The organism is Paraburkholderia sp. BCC1884 (assembly GCF_900996225.1).
In the GTDB taxonomy this organism is placed as follows: Bacteria; Pseudomonadota; Gammaproteobacteria; order Burkholderiales; family Burkholderiaceae; genus Paraburkholderia.
Genome location: NZ_CAAJGL010000068.1, coordinates 1,206,041 through 1,225,879, shown reverse-complemented (window position 1 = coordinate 1,225,879; position 19,839 = coordinate 1,206,041). Strand labels below are relative to the sequence as shown.

The 19,839-nt window shown below is 58.6% G+C and carries 17 protein-coding genes and 3 pseudogenes; 2 read left to right on the top strand and 18 right to left on the bottom strand.

The window, feature by feature from the left end; all coding sequences use genetic code 11:
- Positions 1-20: 20 nt before the first annotated feature.
- On the bottom strand, positions 21-1,148 hold the full coding sequence (locus FQ705_RS12325; protein ID WP_260854461.1) for an NAD(P)/FAD-dependent oxidoreductase: 1,128 nt from the start codon (positions 1,146-1,148) through the stop codon (positions 21-23).
- A gap of 198 nt (positions 1,149-1,346) precedes the next feature.
- Here FQ705_RS12325 and FQ705_RS12320 point away from each other — a divergent pair, with 198 nt between their 5' ends.
- Complete coding sequence (locus FQ705_RS12320; protein WP_144141121.1) at positions 1,347-2,126, top strand: DeoR/GlpR family DNA-binding transcription regulator; 780 nt, start codon at positions 1,347-1,349, stop codon at positions 2,124-2,126.
- Between the two features lie 41 nt (positions 2,127-2,167).
- Here the strand turns inward: FQ705_RS12320 and FQ705_RS12315 are convergent, their stop codons facing one another.
- The 10 genes and pseudogenes from FQ705_RS12315 to FQ705_RS12270 form a co-directional block, all read right to left on the bottom strand.
- Positions 2,168-2,842, bottom strand: a complete 675-nt coding sequence (locus FQ705_RS12315) for a hypothetical protein (RefSeq protein ID WP_144141119.1) — start codon at positions 2,840-2,842, stop codon at positions 2,168-2,170.
- 100 nt (positions 2,843-2,942) lie between these two features.
- Entirely contained in the window at positions 2,943-3,914 is a 972-nt protein-coding gene (locus FQ705_RS12310; RefSeq protein ID WP_144141117.1) for a cupin domain-containing protein, read from the bottom strand.
- Between the two features lie 56 nt (positions 3,915-3,970).
- Positions 3,971-4,306, bottom strand: a complete 336-nt coding sequence (locus FQ705_RS34975) for a TOBE domain-containing protein (RefSeq protein WP_409934715.1) — start codon at positions 4,304-4,306, stop codon at positions 3,971-3,973.
- Between the two features lie 243 nt (positions 4,307-4,549).
- A pseudogene (locus FQ705_RS34970) lies at positions 4,550-4,798 on the bottom strand (ATP-binding cassette domain-containing protein); the annotation flags it as partial.
- An 18-nt stretch (positions 4,799-4,816) separates the two neighbouring features.
- The gene (locus FQ705_RS12300) at positions 4,817-5,845 is read right to left on the bottom strand and encodes a carbohydrate ABC transporter permease (RefSeq protein WP_144141113.1); all 1,029 of its coding nucleotides are present in this window, start codon (positions 5,843-5,845) and stop codon (positions 4,817-4,819) included.
- Between the two features lie 57 nt (positions 5,846-5,902).
- On the bottom strand, positions 5,903-7,153 hold the full coding sequence (locus tag FQ705_RS12295) for an ABC transporter substrate-binding protein (RefSeq protein WP_222105643.1): 1,251 nt from the start codon (positions 7,151-7,153) through the stop codon (positions 5,903-5,905).
- 113 nt (positions 7,154-7,266) lie between these two features.
- Positions 7,267-8,541 carry an ester cyclase gene (locus FQ705_RS12290; RefSeq protein ID WP_186307839.1) on the bottom strand — a complete coding sequence of 425 codons (1,275 nt, stop codon included), beginning with the start codon at positions 8,539-8,541 and terminating at the stop codon, positions 7,267-7,269.
- 653 nt (positions 8,542-9,194) lie between these two features.
- Positions 9,195-9,728 (bottom strand): annotated as a pseudogene (locus FQ705_RS34505) (nucleoside hydrolase).
- Between the two features lie 394 nt (positions 9,729-10,122).
- Positions 10,123-10,731, bottom strand: a complete 609-nt coding sequence (locus FQ705_RS12275) for a nucleoside transporter C-terminal domain-containing protein (RefSeq protein ID WP_260854460.1) — start codon at positions 10,729-10,731, stop codon at positions 10,123-10,125.
- Entirely contained in the window at positions 10,728-10,910 is a 183-nt protein-coding gene (locus FQ705_RS12270; RefSeq protein ID WP_144141105.1) for a hypothetical protein, read from the bottom strand. Before FQ705_RS12270 ends, FQ705_RS12275 begins: the two co-directional genes overlap by 4 nt.
- Before the next feature lie 445 nt (positions 10,911-11,355).
- Here FQ705_RS12270 and FQ705_RS12265 point away from each other — a divergent pair, with 445 nt between their 5' ends.
- The gene (locus FQ705_RS12265; protein ID WP_144141103.1) at positions 11,356-12,720 is read left to right on the top strand and encodes a solute carrier family 23 protein; all 1,365 of its coding nucleotides are present in this window, start codon (positions 11,356-11,358) and stop codon (positions 12,718-12,720) included.
- Between the two features lie 200 nt (positions 12,721-12,920).
- Here FQ705_RS12265 and FQ705_RS12260 read toward each other — a convergent pair whose 3' ends face one another.
- The 7 genes and pseudogenes from FQ705_RS12260 to FQ705_RS12230 form a co-directional block, all read right to left on the bottom strand.
- The gene (locus tag FQ705_RS12260; RefSeq protein WP_144141101.1) at positions 12,921-13,724 is read right to left on the bottom strand and encodes a helix-turn-helix domain-containing protein; all 804 of its coding nucleotides are present in this window, start codon (positions 13,722-13,724) and stop codon (positions 12,921-12,923) included.
- 51 nt (positions 13,725-13,775) lie between these two features.
- Positions 13,776-14,309 (bottom strand): flavin reductase, encoded by a 534-nt coding sequence (locus FQ705_RS12255; RefSeq protein ID WP_144141099.1) that lies wholly within the window; start codon positions 14,307-14,309, stop codon positions 13,776-13,778.
- An 87-nt stretch (positions 14,310-14,396) separates the two neighbouring features.
- Positions 14,397-14,984 (bottom strand): cyclase family protein, encoded by a 588-nt coding sequence (locus FQ705_RS12250; protein WP_144141097.1) that lies wholly within the window; start codon positions 14,982-14,984, stop codon positions 14,397-14,399.
- Positions 14,985-15,148: 164 nt separating this feature from the next.
- Entirely contained in the window at positions 15,149-15,967 is an 819-nt protein-coding gene (locus FQ705_RS12245; protein ID WP_144141095.1) for an AraC family transcriptional regulator, read from the bottom strand.
- Positions 15,968-16,123: 156 nt separating this feature from the next.
- A pseudogene (locus tag FQ705_RS12240) lies at positions 16,124-16,411 on the bottom strand (aldehyde dehydrogenase family protein); the annotation flags it as partial.
- 450 nt (positions 16,412-16,861) lie between these two features.
- On the bottom strand, positions 16,862-18,604 hold the full coding sequence (locus tag FQ705_RS12235; protein WP_144141093.1) for an NAD(P)(+) transhydrogenase (Re/Si-specific) subunit beta: 1,743 nt from the start codon (positions 18,602-18,604) through the stop codon (positions 16,862-16,864).
- 4 nt (positions 18,605-18,608) lie between these two features.
- Positions 18,609-19,724 (bottom strand): Re/Si-specific NAD(P)(+) transhydrogenase subunit alpha, encoded by a 1,116-nt coding sequence (locus FQ705_RS12230; RefSeq protein WP_144142372.1) that lies wholly within the window; start codon positions 19,722-19,724, stop codon positions 18,609-18,611.
- Positions 19,725-19,839 lie beyond the last annotated feature (115 nt).

The following is a 19,839-nucleotide window of genomic DNA, read 5'->3' as shown; positions in this document are numbered from 1 at the left end:
GCGGCAAATGTTCGGCGAGATTAGGCAGGCGCAGTGAGCGGCGCGAGGTTCGCGTGAGCGTCGCGGTAAAGCGCGAATGCGTGCCGCGCGAGACCGAGTGCGGCTGTAAGACCCGTCGAGCGAATCCCACCGAGCACCAGGTAGCCGCGTTCCTTGTCGATCTGCACGCGGTACTCCTTTTTTTCGGTGGCCGGCCGCAGGCCCGCGTAGACCGCGGTCACCGGCATGCCCGCCAATGCCGGTACCCGAGCGACGGCGGCAGCAACCAATGCTTCGAGAGCCGGGCGCTCGACGCTCGCATGCACACGGTCGTCCTGTTCTTCGGCGGTCGGGCCGACCAGCACGTTACCGAACACCGTCCGCGTGATCACCACGCCTTTTGTGCGTTCGGTCGGCACCGGCAGCAGAATTGTTCGGATCAGCCCGGACGCCGCCTTGTCAAATACCACAAACTGCCCCTTGCGCGGATGAATCGTAAAGCTGCTGCTCCCGAGCAACGCCTGTTCGACGAGATCGCCGCGCAGACCCGCACAGTTCACGACGAAAGCGGCCTTGAACCGGCCGCGCGTCGTCTCGAGCGTCCAGTGGCGCGTGTCGCGTCGCCCTGCCTTCAGCTCCGCGCCGAATAGCGCGTTAGCGCCGTTTTCGACAGCCTGCGTCAGATAGGCGAGCGGCGCGCTCCATGGATCGATCACATGTTCGCGCGGCACCAGCACACCGCCCATCACGTTCGTCGCCAGATGAGGCTCGCGCGCCAGCATTTCGTCGCGGGTCATACGACGCACGTCGGCGACACCATTGGTTCGGGCCTGTGCCTCGATGGAGTCTAGCCGGGCCAGTTCCTGTTCGTTCCACGCCGCCACCATGGCGCCCGTTTCGAGCAGCGGCAAATTGAGCCGGCCCGCGATGTCCAGATACTCCTCGTAGCCCGCCTGCATGCAGGCGACTTCGAGGCTGTTTTCCGGTGCATCGAAACCCGTGTGCAGAATTGCGCTGTTCGCCTTGCTTGCGCCCGAAAGCAGATCGGCCCCACGCTCGAGCAGAAGCACGCGTGCCCCCTCCAGCACGAAGCGGCGCACAACCGCGCAGCCGACCACGCCTGCGCCGATCACTGCTACGTCATAAACATCGTCGTCCGACACACTCACCCGAATCACCGTTCGATCATCTTCAATGACCGAAAACTACATTAAATTGCCCATTCAGTCAAATTATGGCCATAAATTGGCAAATCTTATTTACAAACCTGCCCGCATCCACATGAGCTTGACGAATCGGGCTTCCTCCCGCACGATTCGAGTCCATCCGTGCGTGCAGGCGCAAATGCCAACGCCAGAGGAACATTCATGAAACCACACGAACGACACGTCGCCATCCTTGCGCTGGTCCGCGAACATCAGAAGATCACCGTCGACTTCCTGTCGGAACATCTGGGCACGTCGCGCGAAACGATACGGCGCGATCTAACCGAATTGTCGTTGCGCGGCCAGTTGCGCAAGTACCACGGCGGCGCAACGCTGCTCGATCAGCAAACGGAAGGCGCGTTTCGCAAACGGCTTCTAGAGCAATCCGACGAAAAGCGAGCGATTGCCCGCTATACGGCCGCGCTGTTCGACCGGGGCGATACGCTTTTCATTGACACCGGCACGACCACGCTCGCGTTTGCGCAGGAACTCGCGATGCGTCCCGCGATGACGGTCATCACCAACTCGCTCGCTATCACGCAGACCGTCGCTCGTGGCGGCGAGAACCATCGCGTATTTCTGATCGGCGGAGAATATCTGGAAGAAGCGTCGGAGAATGTCGGACGGCTTGCGGTCGAACAGATCGCGCAGTTCAACGCCGGCGACGCCGTGATTACCGTCGGTGCGATAGATACCGGCGGCGTGATGGATTACGAGCTTCGCGAAGCAGAGATAGCCCGCGCCATGATCGCGCAGGCGCAGCGCGTCACGGTGATTGCGGACTCCACCAAGCTGAATCGCACCGCGCTTTTCCGCGTCTGCGAACTGCGGCAGATTCACCGGCTGGTGGTGGACGCGGCGCCTGAACGGCCGCTCGCGGATGCGCTGGCCACGGCGGGTGTCGCCGTGATCGTCGCCAGCAACGAGCACAGCACCGCGTGATGCAACGAGCACAGCACAGCTTCACGCTCCTTGCGCGTCGGTTACAGGCCGCCGCTATCGCGCAGCATCGCCTTCGCCTGTTCGACAGATGACGAATTGCCCGCCACGTAGGTGCAATCGAGCACCGCGTTGCCGACGGTAAACAGATCGGCCCCGGCCTCGCGAATCGCTCGTACTCGCGCCGGCGTGCCGATCGACCCCGACACCACCAGTCCGCCAGGCCGCACGACTTCTCGTGCAGCCGCGACCAGTTCCAGCGGCTCCGCGTCCGATGCGCGAAACGCAAGCAGATCCACGCCCGCGCAGCCGAGATCCATGAAGCGCTTGCAGTCGTCGACGATAGCCCGCAGCGAACCGTCCAGTTGCACCGGGTGTCCGACGGGCCGGCCAGGCGCCGGGTAATACGCGGTCCGCGTGCCGGCGAGCACCGCACCGATTTCCTCGACCTGGGTGCCGCCCAGCAAGCGGTGCACGCCCAGCTCCGCCGCGATTTGCGCGGAACGGATGCAGGCCTCCGGCGAAGCCGACACGACCTCCATGTAAGACGTGGCCTCCGCTTTGTCGATCGCGTCCGCAAGCGCCTGCAGCGTGGTCTTGTCGACGCCGACATCCTTGAAGCCGAAATGCCGGACACCGGTGGATTGGAACTGTTCGAACAGTTCGAGGCAGTTAGCAACAGTCTGATCGTTGCGGGTAAAAAACAGCGCGAATTCCATCTTTGATCCAAAGAAAAATGCAGGGCGGCGCGTGCGAAGGGCTAGCGATATCTAACGATACGTATCGATCGGCACGCGCCGGGTTGTCGGCGACCCCTGTTCAGCCACGCCAGGTCGGGCCGGCCCCGTCGCCCGAAGCCGTCACCCGATACAGGCTGGCTTCGCCCGACATGCTCGGCGCGAGCGCGTGCATGAGGCCCGGCGGCACCGCACAGGTATCGCCGGGCGCCAGCACCAGCGACCCGTCGTCCCAGCTCAACCGCCAGTGGCCGCGCATCACCATCACGATTTCGTGCCGCTCGTTGCGATAAGGCGTGGGCGGTATCGAACCGCGCCCGAGCAGTTCGACCTCAAAACCGGGCCTGTCGCGCAGCAACGCGTCCGCGCCGATGACCTTCGCGGGTGCGTGGCCCGCGAGTGCTAGCAGGTCGTGGTATCGCGCCACATAATCGCGCACCACCGCGTCGACCGGCGCCTCGGGAAACACACGCAATTCGTCGTCTGTCAGCAGCCGCATTGGCAGCACGCCCGACGGCAGAGACTCGCCCTTTTTGATGTCGTAGAGACGCCCGTCCTCACCGAGCACGAGGCCATGACTCGCGGCCTCCTGAATAACCTGCGGCGCCCAGATGACTCCGCCGCCGGCGTCGTCGCCGCCGAGGATCGACATGATCATTCCGTAGTCGGTGCCCACGTTCTCGAAGCCGCGGAAAATGCCGGTGGGAATGTTGAAGATGTCGCCCTCTTCCAGCACCACTTCACCAGCATTCCCCCAACGTCCCCAGAAGAACCGCCAGCGCCCCTTCAGCACGAAGAACACTTCCGCCGTGCGGTGCGCATGCAGCGAATTCCGGCATCTCGGCGGCTGACCGGCCGCGCCGATGTTAAAGCCCGGCGTGTCGTCGATGTGCACGTGCTGATCGCGGCTTTCGGACACGCCTCTGCCGATGATCGTGAAGTTTTCCTTCTGATCCGAACCCGGCGTATGCGCGTCGATGAACGCAGTCCGACACGGCATCAATTCACCGTAGCGGACGACGCGCTGTTCCATCTGCTGCTTCGTCACCTTCATTGAATGTCCTGTTTGATTTCGTTGCCATTTGCGACGTCAGCGGTACCCGCGGCGCGCTAATCGATCCGCACACCCGTCTGGTGGTCGAACAGATGACAGATTTCAGCCGGTACCTCCGCATGCACCATATCGCCGATTTCCGACCGATAGCTCTTCGCGGACTTCACCGACACCAGCGAATCGCCAATCCGAAAGCTGGCCATCGTCGCCTCGCCCAACAGCTCCATCGAGTAAATTTCGGCGGACAGTTGGCCGTTTTCGCTAACAAGCGACGCGTCTTCGGCGCGGAAACCCAGCGTGACCGGACCGCGCGCCTTGTTCGCCAGTCCCGCGATCTGCACGCCCGGCGCGCGGAACACGCCGCCCTCGATCTCGCCTCCGATCAAATTCATCGCCGGCGATCCGATAAAGCTCGCGACAAACGTGTTGGCCGGCCGGTCATAGATATCGGTCGGCGTGCCGACCTGCTGGATCACCCCCTTGTTCATCACCACCACGCGATCGGCCATCGTCATAGCCTCGATCTGGTCATGCGTAACGTAGATGGTGGTCACCTTCAGTCGGTGCTGCAGATTCTTGATCTGCGCTCGCGTCGAGACACGCAGCTTCGCGTCGAGATTCGACAGCGGCTCGTCCATCAGGAACACGCGCGGCTGCCTGACGATCGCCCGGCCCAGCGCGACCCGCTGCCGCTGGCCGCCCGACAACGCAGCCGGACGACGGTCGAGCAGCGCGCTCAACTCCACCGCCTGCGCCGCCTTCATCACCAGTTCGTGATGACGCGCCGCTGGGACCTTGCGGACCTTGAGCGGAAAGCGGATGTTCTCGTACACCGTCATGTTCGGATAAAGGCCATAACTCTGGAACACCATCGAGATATCGCCGCTAACATGAGGGGTCTCCTATTTTGGGTTGAATTCGCGCCACGTGCGCATTAGCACCGGCGCGAGCAGAATCATCACGCCGACGATCGTCAGCACCGAAGTGGCCGCCGCCGAACCGAATTGCTGGTCGGCCTGACCCTGCAGATCATGGAACACATTCCAGCTCAGCGAGGTCGCGTTGGCCTGTGCGCTCAACCCGACAATCGGTTCGAATACGCGGAAGTTATCCATCAGTTGCACGAGCGCAATGAATGTCGCGAGCGGCCAAAGGTGCGGAATCACCACGTAGCGCACGCGTTGCCAGCGGCTCGCGCCGTCGATCATCGTCGCCTCGAGCGTGTCGTGGGGCACCGTCTGCAGGCCGGCGTAGAGCACGATGAAAGAAAACGGTGCATTGGTCCACACGCCGTACGTGAATAGTGCAAACCAAGTGAGCGGCGCGGAGGCGTTCAGCGTCAGTTGCGGATCACCGAGCAGCGTTTGCAGGCTTGCGCCGATGATCCCCTGCGGATTGATCATCCAGTAGAGAATCAGCGCGCCGATCAGCGGCGTGATGATCATCGGCAGCAGCGAAAAGAAAATCACTGGCCCTTTGTAGATAGGTGCAACCGCGTCGACGGCGAGCGCGATCGCGAAACCGAGCAGCATCGCCAGCGGCGTCACGATGAACGTGTATGCGAGTGTGAAAGACAGCGCCTTGTAGAACGGCAGCGAATAGATCCGCGCCACGCTGTCGCGCCAGCTGTCGTGGCTTTTCAGCGCAAGCCGAACCTCCTCCACGGCGAGGTGATTGCGGTCGAGATAGGTGCCGAAGCCGTTGAAATGGCCGAGCGGGTGCGCGTTGCGTAGTTTTTCGGTCGCGTCGGAATCGACGCGCACACCTTCGGTACAACCGCCGAATGGCGCGCACATCTGCGACTTGACCAGCACCTGCTCGTGTTGCGTATAAAAGGATTGCACGGCGACCGAAATAATCGGGAGCGCAATGAAAACGAACATGGCCAGCAACGATGGCAGCATGAATGCGAAGAACGCTTTGCGATGCACGATAGATTCTCTCTCAGGCGAGGTTGTTCATGCGAGCGTGAGGACGCCCGGGCCGCGCTAACGCAGGAAGCCGCTTTCACGAGCCGATGCGATATACGCAGCCTCCACGTTGGCAAGCGCCGCCTCCGCTGATTCGCGCCCTAGCAGGAACTGCGGCAGCTCAGTGCCGAGCGCGGCGTGCAACAGGTCCATATACGGCACCATCGGATACGACTGCGGATGCGCGTGCGCGGTGGCCAATACGCCGGCTGAACCCGTGCCGGGTTGATAGCCGCTCGCCAGCCATGTAGCGTCATCAGGATGCGCGCGCGCGACGGCCGGCTGGATTCCATGCATGAGCGCACGAAACGAGGCCTCCGCATCGGCGTCGGAGATATTGCGGGCGATCGAGAAACCGTCCCACCAGAGCGCGCCGGCCGGCGTCTGGCCGCCGCCTACCGTCGGCGCCGCGGCGAGCACCGTGTTCGCCGCGACGTCCGGGGCCGCGCCTTTCGGATCGATCACCGTGTCCGCCACCGAGCCCCACTGGTTCATGATCGCCGTCCTGCCCGCCATGTACACCTTATTCATTTCGTCGGCGCTGTAGGTCGAATAGTCTGGCGCCATGTAGGCGGTCAGCGCTTTCATCATGTTCAAGGCTGCAACACCCTTCGCATTGTTAATGTTGGGCGCCGCGCTACCGGCCTTGAACAGCTGGCCGCCATAACCGAAGTACATGTTGACGAACTCAGCCGCGATGTACCAGCCCGCCTTGTCCGTCGCAGCGAGGGGGTACTGCATCAGGCCTTTGTCGCGTATCGTCTTCGCGGCGGCAAGAATCTGTTCGTAGCTGGTGGGCGGCGGCAATCCGGCCTTCTGAAGAATGTCCTCGCGATAGAACAGATGCTCCGCATTGATGTCGACCGCTACCGCCATCACTTTGCCGTCCACCTTCACGAGCTGGTCCGGCGTCAGATTCTTGCCGTACTTCGCGATGAGGTCATCGAGTGGCCGGATGAGGCCCTTGTTCATCAACGGGAAAATCGAGTTGTTCGCCACGAACACAGCCGTATAAGCTGCGGGCGTAATCTGCAGCGCCGGCACCTGCAGGCTCTGGTGCTCGGTCGTTTCGTTGGCGGTGATGCTGACCGAAGGCGATGCGCACTGCTGTGCCGCTGCAATGACAATGCGCAACGCCGCAAAGTCATTGGCAAGAATCCTCACGGAACCCGACGGAATGCCGCAATCCGCGCGCGCCTCGCCCGCCGTCAAAGCCATGGCCATCGCCACCGCCATCGCGAGGCTGCCTATTAATCTGATGCTCTTCACCAATGTCTCCATCGGTCGCCCAAACCGGCGCGCCGAGTCTCCCTGATCGCTAAGCCGCCGTCGACACGCAAGCCCGCTTGCGTGTCGCGCCCTGAATCGCTGAATCTGGTGGGTTATCCGGTGATTTGCATCAGAACGCCGAACTCGTTGAACATAGTCCATTCCTTGGTGACCTTGCTGTCTTCGATCACCCAGTGCGTGATGCCCCACAGATTAATTTCCTTGCCGGTCGGCGCGCCATAACGGCCGTGGCCGCGATGTGTGCCAAGCATGCTCCAGCGTATAGCGACGAGATAGCCTTCGCGTGCGTTACCCATCCAGTAGACGTCGTCGATCGAATAGAGCATGTCAGGGAACATCGCGAGCAGGGACAGCATGAACGACTGCAACTGACCGTGGCCATGGAAGTTGCGGCCGGCGGTGACCTGCACCAGCACCGACTCGTGATACACACGGCTAACGGCGCTCAGGTTGCGGCGGTTCCAGATCGTGTGCAGCGCCGCACGAACGAACGGCTCCGGGTCGTTGCCGACGTCCGAGGGGATCGTCATGCGGGGTGGCTTCGACTGCCCGCTCGTGCGCCGCGGCTCGCTGCCGAGGAAGTCTTTGGGTAGAGGAATGCCGTTGCCGACCTGTGCAATCTTGCGCGCCGTCTCCATGACGTCGTAGCCGAGTTGCTGCACGACCGAAGCCGTGTCGTAGACGACATGTTCATGAAAGATTTCGTTGTCGCGAGCGATGCAGTTCGCGAGACACCAGAACTGGACACGATTGCCGGTCGGCTCGCCGTAGCGCGTGTAGCCGGTATTGGTGCCGATGATCCGTGTGCGATGCGACGTATGGAAACCTACCGTGTCGTCGCCGGCCCAAATCACTTCGTCCGCTACGATGCGGATATCGGGAAATGCATTGTTCAGCGCGATGGTGTCCGCGACGATCTTGTCGCGCCCGTACTGAAGCGCCAGGTCGTCCCATACCGCGCAATCGTGGCTATAGGTGTCGTAGATGTAGCCGATGTCCTTCTCTTCCCAAATCTGATGTGTGATCCGTACGATGTAATCGACGACGTTCACGTAAGTCGGCTCGAAACCACGCATCGATTGAGCGACCGCATGTTTCGGAGCGTGTCCCAGAAAGGCATCTGTGCCGCCGCGGCGATAGGCGTCGAGTGAAATCGAAAAATCCTTCGGCATGTGCTCCGAAGAAAGCGCCTTGAACTTCGCTCGGCTTTCCTTGGCCTGCGCGGCGCCGGCACGAGCCGCGGCCTGTGCCGGCGCGGTCGGGATCGCCGCCGGCGCTACGAACGGCTCATGCTCCGCCGGTTGCAGCGCCGACTGTTTGCCGGCCGTTTTGCCAGCCTGGTCGTTCTTCGTTGATTGCTCGCTCATCATCTCATCTCCATTCTCGAATACGTTCTGCCCGGTCGACCCAGCACTGTGACCGAACGGTCAGGTTGTGAGTGCCAGCGCGCTCGGTCTTAAATCTACGCGCTCGTGCAGCGGGGATATCTCTTCAAGCATTGCACGCTCCTGCACTTGCCCATCGCCCCCGGCAGGCTTGTCGCAACTATAACCAGTCAATTTCCGTATAGTCAAGTATTTTGACCGAACGGGCATTTTTAAAAAAGCAGAGTCGGTTGCCGTAGAGCGAGTCATGCCGCCGGAATGCTCGCTGACGCAAGCAAGGCGAGATCCTGCTCGACTCTGCAACCGCGGCGTCACCGTCCATTTGTGGAACGTTTGCATACGCATGCAAACGAATCAGACTGCGCGAATCTGCTAGGGGATAGAAAGGAAATTTACGGAAGCTGACGTGCCGGGGCGCGTCTTCTAAAGATGCGGTGCAAGCAGGTAGGCAGAAGCAGATTAGTCGTGCGCATAGATTCCATCGATATCTTCGCTTTTCCGATGAAATTGCTCATAGTGCCAAATCACACGCTATGCAACTGGCCGTTGACTCCAACATCTGCCTTCAGTGCGAGCATATAGTCTGTTGAGGTAAAAGTCTGCTGAGTGACGTCTAGTCCAAGGGCCGTCACGTTCTACGATGCTTTGAACGCCCCATCGGCAGCGCGTGGGTCGGCAGCGATACTAGCCTCGGCGCATGGCGAAACGTTCCTCAAGATGCCGTTTCTCTCGAAGTCGCCCCCCATCAGGATCACCTGTTTGACGCATCTTTGAATGTCAGGCGCAGCGCGCAATGCGAGAGCTATGTTGGTCAGTCAGCCTACAACGATCAGACTAACCTCGCCTAGGTATTGGCGAATCGTATCAATGATGAATTGTTGATATGCCGGACGTTCGCCAAGTTGGCGATATGTCCTCTCAGGGAGGGGAGCGCAACCAAGAGCACTTGAACGTGGACGTGGACGTGAGATATGGGAGTTGGCGCCTGAGTATGCAACGGACGCTTCCCCCTTGGCAACAAAGACGCTAGCGTCAGGAAGCTTCTTAACGAGATACAGAGCGTTTCGCGTTGTATTGTCGATCGTATCGATACCGAAGACCGAGGTCACCCCGAGCAATTCGATATCTGGATAAGATGTTTGAAAAATGAGCGACATTGCGTCATCGATACTTGGGTCCGCATTTTAGATAGCCTTATGTTATGCATTTTAGACCCCATCCCGTATTGATAATTTAGAGAATTGCAAGAGAGTCAAGGCCGTCGCTGCGTAGCATCTCCTTCGAGAGCCTTCCGTCAGATCCACTTCGCTGTTTCGATTCGCCAAGGCTTGTCCGCTTGAGCGCTGAAACGATCTCGGCCAATCTCATGAAACGCGCATGGATGGGCGTCCCGCTTCGGATGGAAATACGTACCAGAAACCATCATCGTGGAGAAATAAGTAAATCGCCATCGCGCCAGCGGAGCGCGATGCCTCTATGCGCAGACAGCGGCGATGATTTGAGTGCAAGCGTGCTAGCCGTATTATCCTGGCCGATGTCCATGGCGGCGGCCCAATCCATTTCTCAACCAGCGCGCGCAAAGAATTGCCCGTCGCGACCATCACACTCTCCTTTGGCTCCATCAAAAAAGTCGGCGCGATCGCCCCCGCCAACTCTAACGCCAGAAATCACGGTTCCTTGAAAAGTGAGCATCCGCACGACTCGCTGACGTTTATCAACGCACCGGCCTGAATGCGGCAATGATGGCCAACGGGCGACACTCCAGGTGAGCAATAGGAACATTCCTTCAATAGTTTTGCTGAGCAGATTCGACAGAGTCGCGGCAAGGACCACTCTCAGTCCGTATCTGGCTATCTCCGACCGACGCCCGGGCACCACCGTGGCAAATGCACCTGACATCACAGCGACCGAATTCAGATTCGCGAATCCACACAGCGCAAAGCTGAGAACGGCAACGGTTAGTTGGTCCATCTGCATAACTCCAGTTCTGTGAGGATATGGAAACGGCGATGCGTAAGCAACGAACTCGCTCAGGATAATTTTTTCGCCGATGAATCCACCAGCGAAAACAGTCTCGTGGAACGGAATGCCGAGAAGGTAAGCCATTGGCGCAAAGACACAGGCAACGTCAACAAACCCCGCGGTATCCGGTGCATATCTACGCTGCCTCAAGCCTGAAGTTCACTAGCACCTCCAGCTACCGCTGCGCTGTCCGGTTTTAACAATACGCTATCCACAAAGCGCTGGAATGCCGCGAGCGACCCGTGCACGCTCTGGTACTCCTCGCGTCCGATTTTGCCTTCGAGCACAACCACCATTCCGGCCTTGCGTGCTACATCCAGGATGTCCATGAACGCCTCCCACTCGGTGCGATAGCGGCCCTCGCCTCACTGCGCCTGCTGCCGCGATCATCGACATAAGGCGTTTCCGTCGGGCCATGCTTCATTACGCCACTTGCTGAAATTCGTTGCAACTGCGGGCGATGTCGAAATTCCGCCACAAATGTACACGTATGCCAAACAGTCTCGTTTTTGACGGGGAGTCACCGGAAATCTACGGCGTTTCGTGCCGCGCCCCAACCCGGTGCACATCACGGGTTGTGCAATGCAAGCCAATGTACCCACCAGTATGACGAGTAATGCCGAATTCGATTGTGGCTGGAACTCGACATTCCAATCGGTTGTACGGCGAGTATTGGCTTCTTAGAGTGACCCCAGCCAATTCCTCAAACAATGGCCTCCAGACTGTGCCCAACGTTATGTGATGGGGCCCCACCCTCTGTAATCGGAGTATGTGATGCTAAAAAACTACTTCCCACGATGGAAACTGCCCGTCAACCGAGGCCCCAATGAACCCGTGGCTCCAGACGAGCGCCTGCCTTGGGGACAGACTGTTGCCATGGGTATGCAACACGTAGTCGCAATGTTCGGAGCGACAGTGATTGCCCCGCTCATCATGGGATTCGACCCGAACGTGGCGATCCTTATGTCCGGCATTGGAACGCTTATTTTCTTCCTGATAGTTGGCGGTCGCGTTCCAAGCTACCTCGGTTCAAGCTTCGCATTCATCGGCGCAGTTGTCGCCGTCACCGGCTATTCAGGCCACGGGGCAAACGCATCCTTGCCTATCGCTCTTGGCGGAATCATTGTCTGCGGCATCATTTATGCCCTAATCGGCCTCGCGGTCATGGCCGTAGGCACTGACTGGATTGAACATGTCATGCCACCGGTCGTCACTGGCGCCGTAGTATCCGTACTCGGCTTAAATCTGGCCGGGGTTGCCGTAAAGGGGCTTAGCCACAACCTGTTCGACGGCATCTTCGCGCTGGGTACCATTGTCCTCATCACCGCTGTTGCGGTTCGCGCAAGAGGACTTCCTCAGCGGTTGATGTTACTGCTCGGCGTAATTGCAGCCTACGCTCTATATGCCATCCTGACGAATGGCATGGGCCTCGGCAAGCCTATAGACTTTTCGCCCGTAGCCAACGCCAGTTGGATTGGACTACCCAAATTTGCATCCCCAATCTTCTCTTCCCACGCCGCGCTGATGATGGCACCTATTGCCATCATCCTCGTCGCCGAAAACCTCGGTCATGTTAAGGCGGTCGGGGCCATCACGGGTAAGAACCTCGACAGCTACGCCGGCCGGGCCTTCCTGGGCGACGGCCTTGCCACCATTCTTTCCGGCTCCGTCGGCGGAACGGGCGTCACAACGTATGCCGAGAATATTGGCGTAATGGCTGTAACCAAGATTTACTCGTCCCTCACCTTTGTCATCGCTGCGCTAGTCGCAATTTTTCTTGGGTTCTCGCCGAAGTTCGGCGCTGTTATCCTGACCATCCCATCCTCCGTAATGGGCGGTGTCTCCATAGTCGTCTTTGGGTTAATTGCGGTTGCTGGCGTGCGCATCTGGACCAACCATCGTGTCGACCTTTCCTCAAACCGAAATCTGATAGTCGGCGCCACGATTTTCATTCTCGGAACGGGCGATTTCACCCTGACGTTCTTCGGCTTTTCTCTTGGGGGCATCGGGACGGCAACTTTCGGTGGCATTGCGCTGCATGCCATTGCGCGAGGCCTCAGCCGCGAGCCGATAGCCGTTCCTGCAAGTGACGAAGGTATGCCGGTTTTTGAAGTCAGCAGCTCAACTTCTAGGCACTGAACCAACTACGTATTGTCCGCGAGTCGGGGCAATGCTCCGAGCCTCGCGTGATTGAGTCGGTTCTCAGTAAAGCGAAACTCGGCGACGGGCCGTAGCAGTGAATTGCCAGGCACGCATTTACCTTGGCACGCGAATCACTTCACCTGACAGTTTAAGGATGCAGCCGGTTTTGGGCCGGACATGCTAAACACGGGCCAGAATCAGTCCCAACAGGCTCCCTTGATGTACTCCAACGGAGATTGACCCGTTGCGGCATGGAAAGCAGAGACAAAAGCTGAAGGGTTGGAGTACCCGGCAGAGCACGCGGCGCTCTTGACCGAGCGACCACAAAAGAGCAATGCGATTGTCGCCGCGACCTGCACGCGAAGTCGCCAAGTACGAAAGCCCAACCCTGTTTCATCGTGAAATATTCGCGTGAGGGTACGCTCGCTGGCGCCGAGTATTTCTCCCCACTCCTTCAGCGTTCGCTGATCATGAAGTGCGCTCATGAGCCGAAATGCAATGGGACGCGCACGTCGGTCCCGCGGTATGGGTACGCCGGCGAGAAACAGATTCAGTTTGAGCTCAACTTCGTCGGGTGAAACATCCTGAGGAAGGAACGTCGCAATCAGTCGGTCTTGCAAACTTGACCGAACGTCGCCACCGGATGTTGATATTTTTCTGATAATCGGACGGACGGATGTTTGACCGACTGGCATCAAGGTGTTGGACTGAATGCAGACAGTACGCAACGAAGCATCCGTGTTCGCTACTACCGTGTGCATGACCCCGGCCGGGATGAAGGCAGCATGTGATTGAGGCACGATACTCAACCAGTCCCTGACAAACAATGCGACGGCTCCGTGCTCGGGGTTTAGGACCTGCGCAAACTCGTGCGCGTGCCATCCCACCACGGTTCCGTCGTCCAACGTTTCCGTAAAATCTAAATGCGGCTGCAAGTCGGTCAGACGAACGTCAAGCGATGCTGACTCAACAAGCTTTGGCTTTGACCAGCGTTCTTTCATATCGCTTATCCGCAACAAGCGGCCGTTTCACGGCAAGCGTCACTAGAGACATCATCCGATCGCATGGGCGAGCGAATGGTACCGGCGCGCGAAATAGACCAGCCCCCCCTGCGCCTCTGCGCAATCCCGGATCGCCTCGACCTGGCAGAAGAAGACGTCATGCGTACCCTGCTGCACGACTTCAACGACCCGACAGTCGAAGGCCACCAATGCACCGTTAAGTACAGGCGCCCCAGTTTCAAGCGTACTCCAATTTCCAGCAGCAAACCGTTCATTGGAACTTGCCTTGCTACCGAATGTCCGCGACAGACTTTCATGACCATCGCTCAACGTATTTACGCAAAGAACCCGATTCGTAAGGACCGAGGCGTACGATGACGAGTTGCGATTAACACAAACCAGAAGAGTCGGCGGGCTATCGGTCACGCTGCAAACCGCCGAAGCTGTGAAGCCTGCCCGCCCTGACGGGCCATCGGTCGTAACGACGTTGACGGCGGTGCCCAACCGGGCCATTGCGTCGCGATATACGGCCTGTGATACGAACGAGGGAGCACCGGCCTCCATCTGTACGTTTTCGTTTGACATATCGTTGTCTCCTTCCGCCAATACAGGGCGAGAACCCGGGGGCGGGGCGTCGGTCTCCCTCGGGTTGACTGTGGGAAAACCTCCGAATCAAACGTAACGACCGAAGTCAGCGATTACACGACACGAGAGACCGCTAAATCCGCGCAGTCCAGTCCACCCGGTGAACACCTTAAAGTCGCCCTCCTTCGCCGAATGAGCAAGCCGGCCGATGTTAGCCAGATTCTCGATGATGTAGACCCCACCCTCTTCGGCACGACGGTCAGCGACGCCATGTTCGTCACCGCGACGGACTCCCGCTGCGTCGATACCGATGAAGCTGACGCCCTTTTCAATCAGATGGTCGATGAGTTCCCAGGACAATTGGGGATGGTCCTTAAAGTACTCACGCGTCCCATAGCTGTACTTCTCTAGAAATCCCGTGTGAAAGATGGCGAAATCACCGGCTTCGGGCGGCTGCCTGTCCAGGACGCTCAGATCTACATCCCGGCCAGCAAACGCGGTAGCGTCATACACCTTTCCCTTGCGCACGCAGAACTCCGGCGGAATCGTCGACTGCAGGTAGGTATCAAGGTGAGTCCCGATATGGCCCGCAGACATAAAGCTGTGCTGGTCCATGTTCGCTTTGCCCACAACGGGGTCATTCATATCAATCGAGAGCGTGAGGTCGTGAAGCATTTTGAAGTCTCCTAGGGTAAGTGAGACTTCAGAATAAATCGATAATTCTCGACAAACTATCAAAATACAGACAACCGTGCGCAGGAAAACGCCAACGTTTCGCTAACTTTTTCTTCGGCTGCTCGGGAAACGCCACCGGTGGCTGCGCCCGCATGGTGCGCAACTCAGACGATGCGATCAGTCCTGTCAGTCGCGTAAAACTGCTTGGGCGGACACCCGAAAAGCGACCTGAAAGCGAAGATGAACGCTGAAGTGCTGCTGTAACCCAAATCGAGCGCTACGGCAGTCACGCTTGTTCCATCCTTGAGCATCTCAAGCGAACGCAGGAGGCGTAACCGCTGCTTCCAGTTGTGAAACGTCATGCCCGTTTGTTTGAGGAAGTGCCTGGCCAGGGTTCGGTCCGAAATGTTCAACTCCTTTGCCCACTCGCCAGCGCCAAGCGTATTGCTCGGATTCGCCTGAATCTGCTCGCACACATAGAGCAACTTCGTGTCTTCCGGCAACGGCAGGTTGAGCGGAGCGTCGGGCAGATCGCCGAGGAGGTCCAGCAAAACCTGGACTTTCATACCATCTTTCCCTGCCTCGTCATAGTCCTCCCGGACTACGGTACATACGTGATGAATAAACGCTCGAACGAGGTCACTGACCAACACGACACGGCATCGTGCAATCGCGGCGATGATGGCAGGGTCGCTGATATAGATGCTCTCAAGGTCAACATCCTCCGGGGCCCAGACGGAATGCCGAGTATTGACTGGCAGCCACATGCCATACTGCGGTGGAACAATCATCGTCGAGTTGCTGACTCGCACGTGCATGATGCCGCGGCGAGCAAAGGCAAACTGGCACCAATCATGAACGTGCGGCTCGACGAGCGTACCGGCCGTAATGCGGTATGCACGGAAGTAAGCCGGGCGAGGAAGAGCTTCCAGTGGCAAGGTTTGCGCCAAACGGGTCGCGCGGTCCGCCTTTCTTGAAACCATGTCCTGAAATTGCCTTCGAGGGAGATTTGAGAGTGGCACTCCGGGGTACCCCTCTCATTCTATGCGAGCAAGTGCATGACATGCAAAGAACCGCCGTCGAGGGCAGAGCGAGAGTCAACAGCCGTTTGCCGACCCACGGCCCATTGTTGTCGGCTTCTACTTTGCAACAGGCATCGTGAACTCGGCACCCTTGGCAATACCATCGGGCCACCGCTGCATGATGCTCTTGTAGTGCGTGTAAAGCCGAACGCCTTCCCCGCCACACGCATGATGGTCGCCAAACAGAGAGCGTTTCCAACCCCCGAATGAATGCCACGCCATCGGCACCGAGATAGGCACATGAACGCCGATCGTTCCGACCTTGACCCGACGCCCAAAAACGCGAGCGGCGCCACCATCCGAAGTAAATAGCGACACACACAGGTCCGGAACCCGTACAACCGCTCGTTTCCTGTCGAATCTTTACCGCACGAAGATGGCCATTGGTCTGACGTCATCCGAACTCAGTGAACGTCTTGTTGCCAACATGCTCATCGAAGGTCACTATGAGCGGCACGCAGTTTCCCAAGGAGAGGTTGAAGGAGACCCATTCACGGATGACTGACGCATTCCCCGGCCTCGATATTGAGACCTTCGCGACACCCAAGGCTGGGCTTTTTCTCTGGGCAAAACTGCCAGTTAAGTCGGAGCGCGCAGAAGTCCTTGCAACGCAAGCTCCGTCTCGTGGAATCTGGCTTGCACGGGGCTCCGATCTCACAGCGAATGAGAATCCGTCTTCGTGGTTCCGGTTTAACGCTGCGACATCCAACGAGCCTGAACTATGGGATTTTCTGCTCGCTGTTTGAGATGAAAGGCAGGCACGCCAGAATTGCGCGGCACCTACATTCCGGATGCTCAGTCGATTGATTTGACAATATCTTCCACGACCTTCTTTGCGTCGCCGAAAACCATCATCGACTTCTCCATGTAGAAAAGTTCGTTATCGAGCCCCGCGTAGCCGGCTGCCATTGAGCGTTTGTTGACAATGACAGTTTTCGCCTTGTACGCGTCCAGAATAGGCATGCCGAAGATCGGACTACCCTTCTGCAAGGCAGCGGGATTGACGACATCGTTGGCGCCCAAAACAATCGCGACGTCGGCGTGGCCGAATTCGCTGTTGATGTCCTCCATTTCGAAGACCTGGTCGTAAGGCACCTCTGCTTCCGCGAGCAATACGTTCATGTGCCCTGGCATGCGGCCAGCTACTGGGTGAATCGCATACTTCACGTTTACACCCTTCTCGGTCAGCTTCTGCGCCATTTCCTTTACCGCATGCTGTGCCCGTGCGACCGCCAGACCATATCCCGGCACGATTACAACGCTCTCTGCATTGCCAAGCACAAATGCCGCGTCGTCGGCGCTGCCAGATTTCACGCTTCTCTGTGGCGAGGCAGGGGTTCCTTGCGCATCCGCTGCTGCGCCAAAGCCGCCGAGTATGACGCTGAAAAACGAACGGTTCAAGGCGCGGCACATGATATAGCTCAGGATGGCGCCAGAGCTGCCGACAAGCGAGCCCGCAATAATGAGCATCGAATTGCCAAGGCTAAAGCCAATGCCAGCGGCAGCCCACCCAGAGTAGCTATTTAGCATCGAAACTACGACTGGCATGTCTGCACCGCCAATCGGGATGATGAGTAGTACGCCAAGAGCCAGACCAGTCGCTAACATCATCAGCATGCCGATCCAGTCTTGCGTAGCAACGAAGTCGTAACAAAAATAAATGGCTGTCAATGCAAGAACGAGGTTGATCTGATGCTGCCCACCAAACCTCACCGGCGAGCCCTGGAAGAGCCGGACTTTGTATTTGCCCGAGAGCTTCCCGAACGCAATTACCGAACCGGTAAAGGTCACTGCGCCGATGAACAGGCCCAGTGCGAGTTCAACCCTGTTTCCGGCTGCCAGCGGCTCGCCTTTCCCGACCACCCCGAACGCCCACGGCTCCGCGACTTCCGCAATAGCGACGAGGACCGCGGCGAGACCAATCATGCTGTGCATGAACGCAACAAGCTCTGGCATTTTCGTCATCTCGACGCGTCTTGCCATCGTGGTTCCGATAGCACCGCTGACAACAAGTGCTACGATCGCCCATCCAATCAGAGTGGGCGTATCCCGGATATGTTCCACTATCACCGCCAATGTGGTAAGTACCGCCATAGCCATACCGCTCATCCCGAACAGATTCCCGCGTATCGAGGTGGTTGGGTGAGAAAGTCCCTTGAGCGCTTGAATGAAGCAAACGCTCGCGAGCAGATACAACACCGCTACGATGTTTGGGCTCATTTCATCTCTCCCTGCAATTGCAGTCTTTGATTTCTTTTTAAACATGGCAAGCATCCGTCGTGTCACCATGAATCCGCCGAAAACATTTACTGCCGCAAGCGCGACAGCCAGAACGCCAACGCTGCGTCCCAACAGCGTCTCGGTCTGCACCGCCGCAGGCATGGCGCCCACGATGACGATGGCCGAAATGGCATTGGTGACGGCCATGAGTGGGGTGTGCAGGGCTGGCGTAACATTCCAGACAACGTGATAGCCAACGTAGATAGCTAGCACCAGCACAGTCAGATTGGTCACGGTGTGACTCACGAGCGCTTCCATTGCGTCACTCCTCTTTCTGTTTCCCGTTGTGCGCAACCAGGCAAGCCGCAACGATTTCGTCTTCCAGATTGATATGTAGACTGCCGTCTTCGGCCGTCAGCAAGCGCACAAACTCGAGAACGTTCCGCGCGTACAGACTGCTCGCGTCGGATGCCACAAGGCCAGGAAGGTTCGTCTCGCCGACAATCGTCACACTGTCTACGACAACCGTCTTGCCCGGCTCGGTGAGCGGGCAGTTACCGCCTGCAGCTGCAGCAAGGTCGACAACGACCGACCCCGGTTTCATTGACCGCACCATGTTCTCAGTGACAAGTACGGGGGCTCGCCGACCGGGAATCAGCGCCGTGGTGATGACAATGTCGGCCGTTGCGATTCGCTTTGCCACCTCCTGTTTCTGACGCTGTAACCAGGTTTCAGGCATCGCTTTCGCGTAGCCGCCTTGCCTTTGAGCCGCATCTCGCTCTTCCTGCGTTTCACATGGGACATCGACAAACTTGGCGCCGAGCGACTCAACCTGCTCCTTGACTACGGGACGCACATCAGAGGCTTCTACCACGGCACCCAACCGTCGAGCTGTCGCGATTGCCTGGAGACCGGCCACGCCGACACCCAGGACGAATACACGGGCAGCCTTCACCGTTCCGGCCGCAGTCATGAGCATTGGGAATATTCGTTGGTACCGCTCGGCGGCAATCATTACAGCCTTATATCCCGCGATGTTCGCTTGGGAACTGAGCACGTCAATGCTTTGCGCGCGAGATGTGCGTGGTGCAGCTTCCAGCGCAAAGGCACTAATGCCCGCCAAGGCCATCCGCCCGACCCCATCACTATCGAACGGGTCGAGCATTCCCACAAGCGCAACGCCGCTTCTTAGTCTTGCAAGCTCGGGCGCAGAAGGCGCTCTGACTTTCAGGACTAGGTCCGCCGCGAGCGTTGCGGAGTCATCCGAAAGCTCCGCGCCGACAGCGCTGTAATGGTCATCCAGCATTCCAGCCCATATCCCGGCGCCGCGCTGTACCAATACCTTGTGACCTCTAGCAACAAATTTTTTCACCGTTTCAGGCGTGGCCGCTACCCGCCGCTCGCCATGCGCCGTCTCTGCTGGGATGCCTATCAACATCAGACTTATCCTCAAAATCACGATCATCATCCGACGGATTCGCACGGCTACCTGCGCCGTGCATTTGCCTCTCACGGCTGCGCCGTAAAATCCGCCGGGACGCTGCCTACGGTGC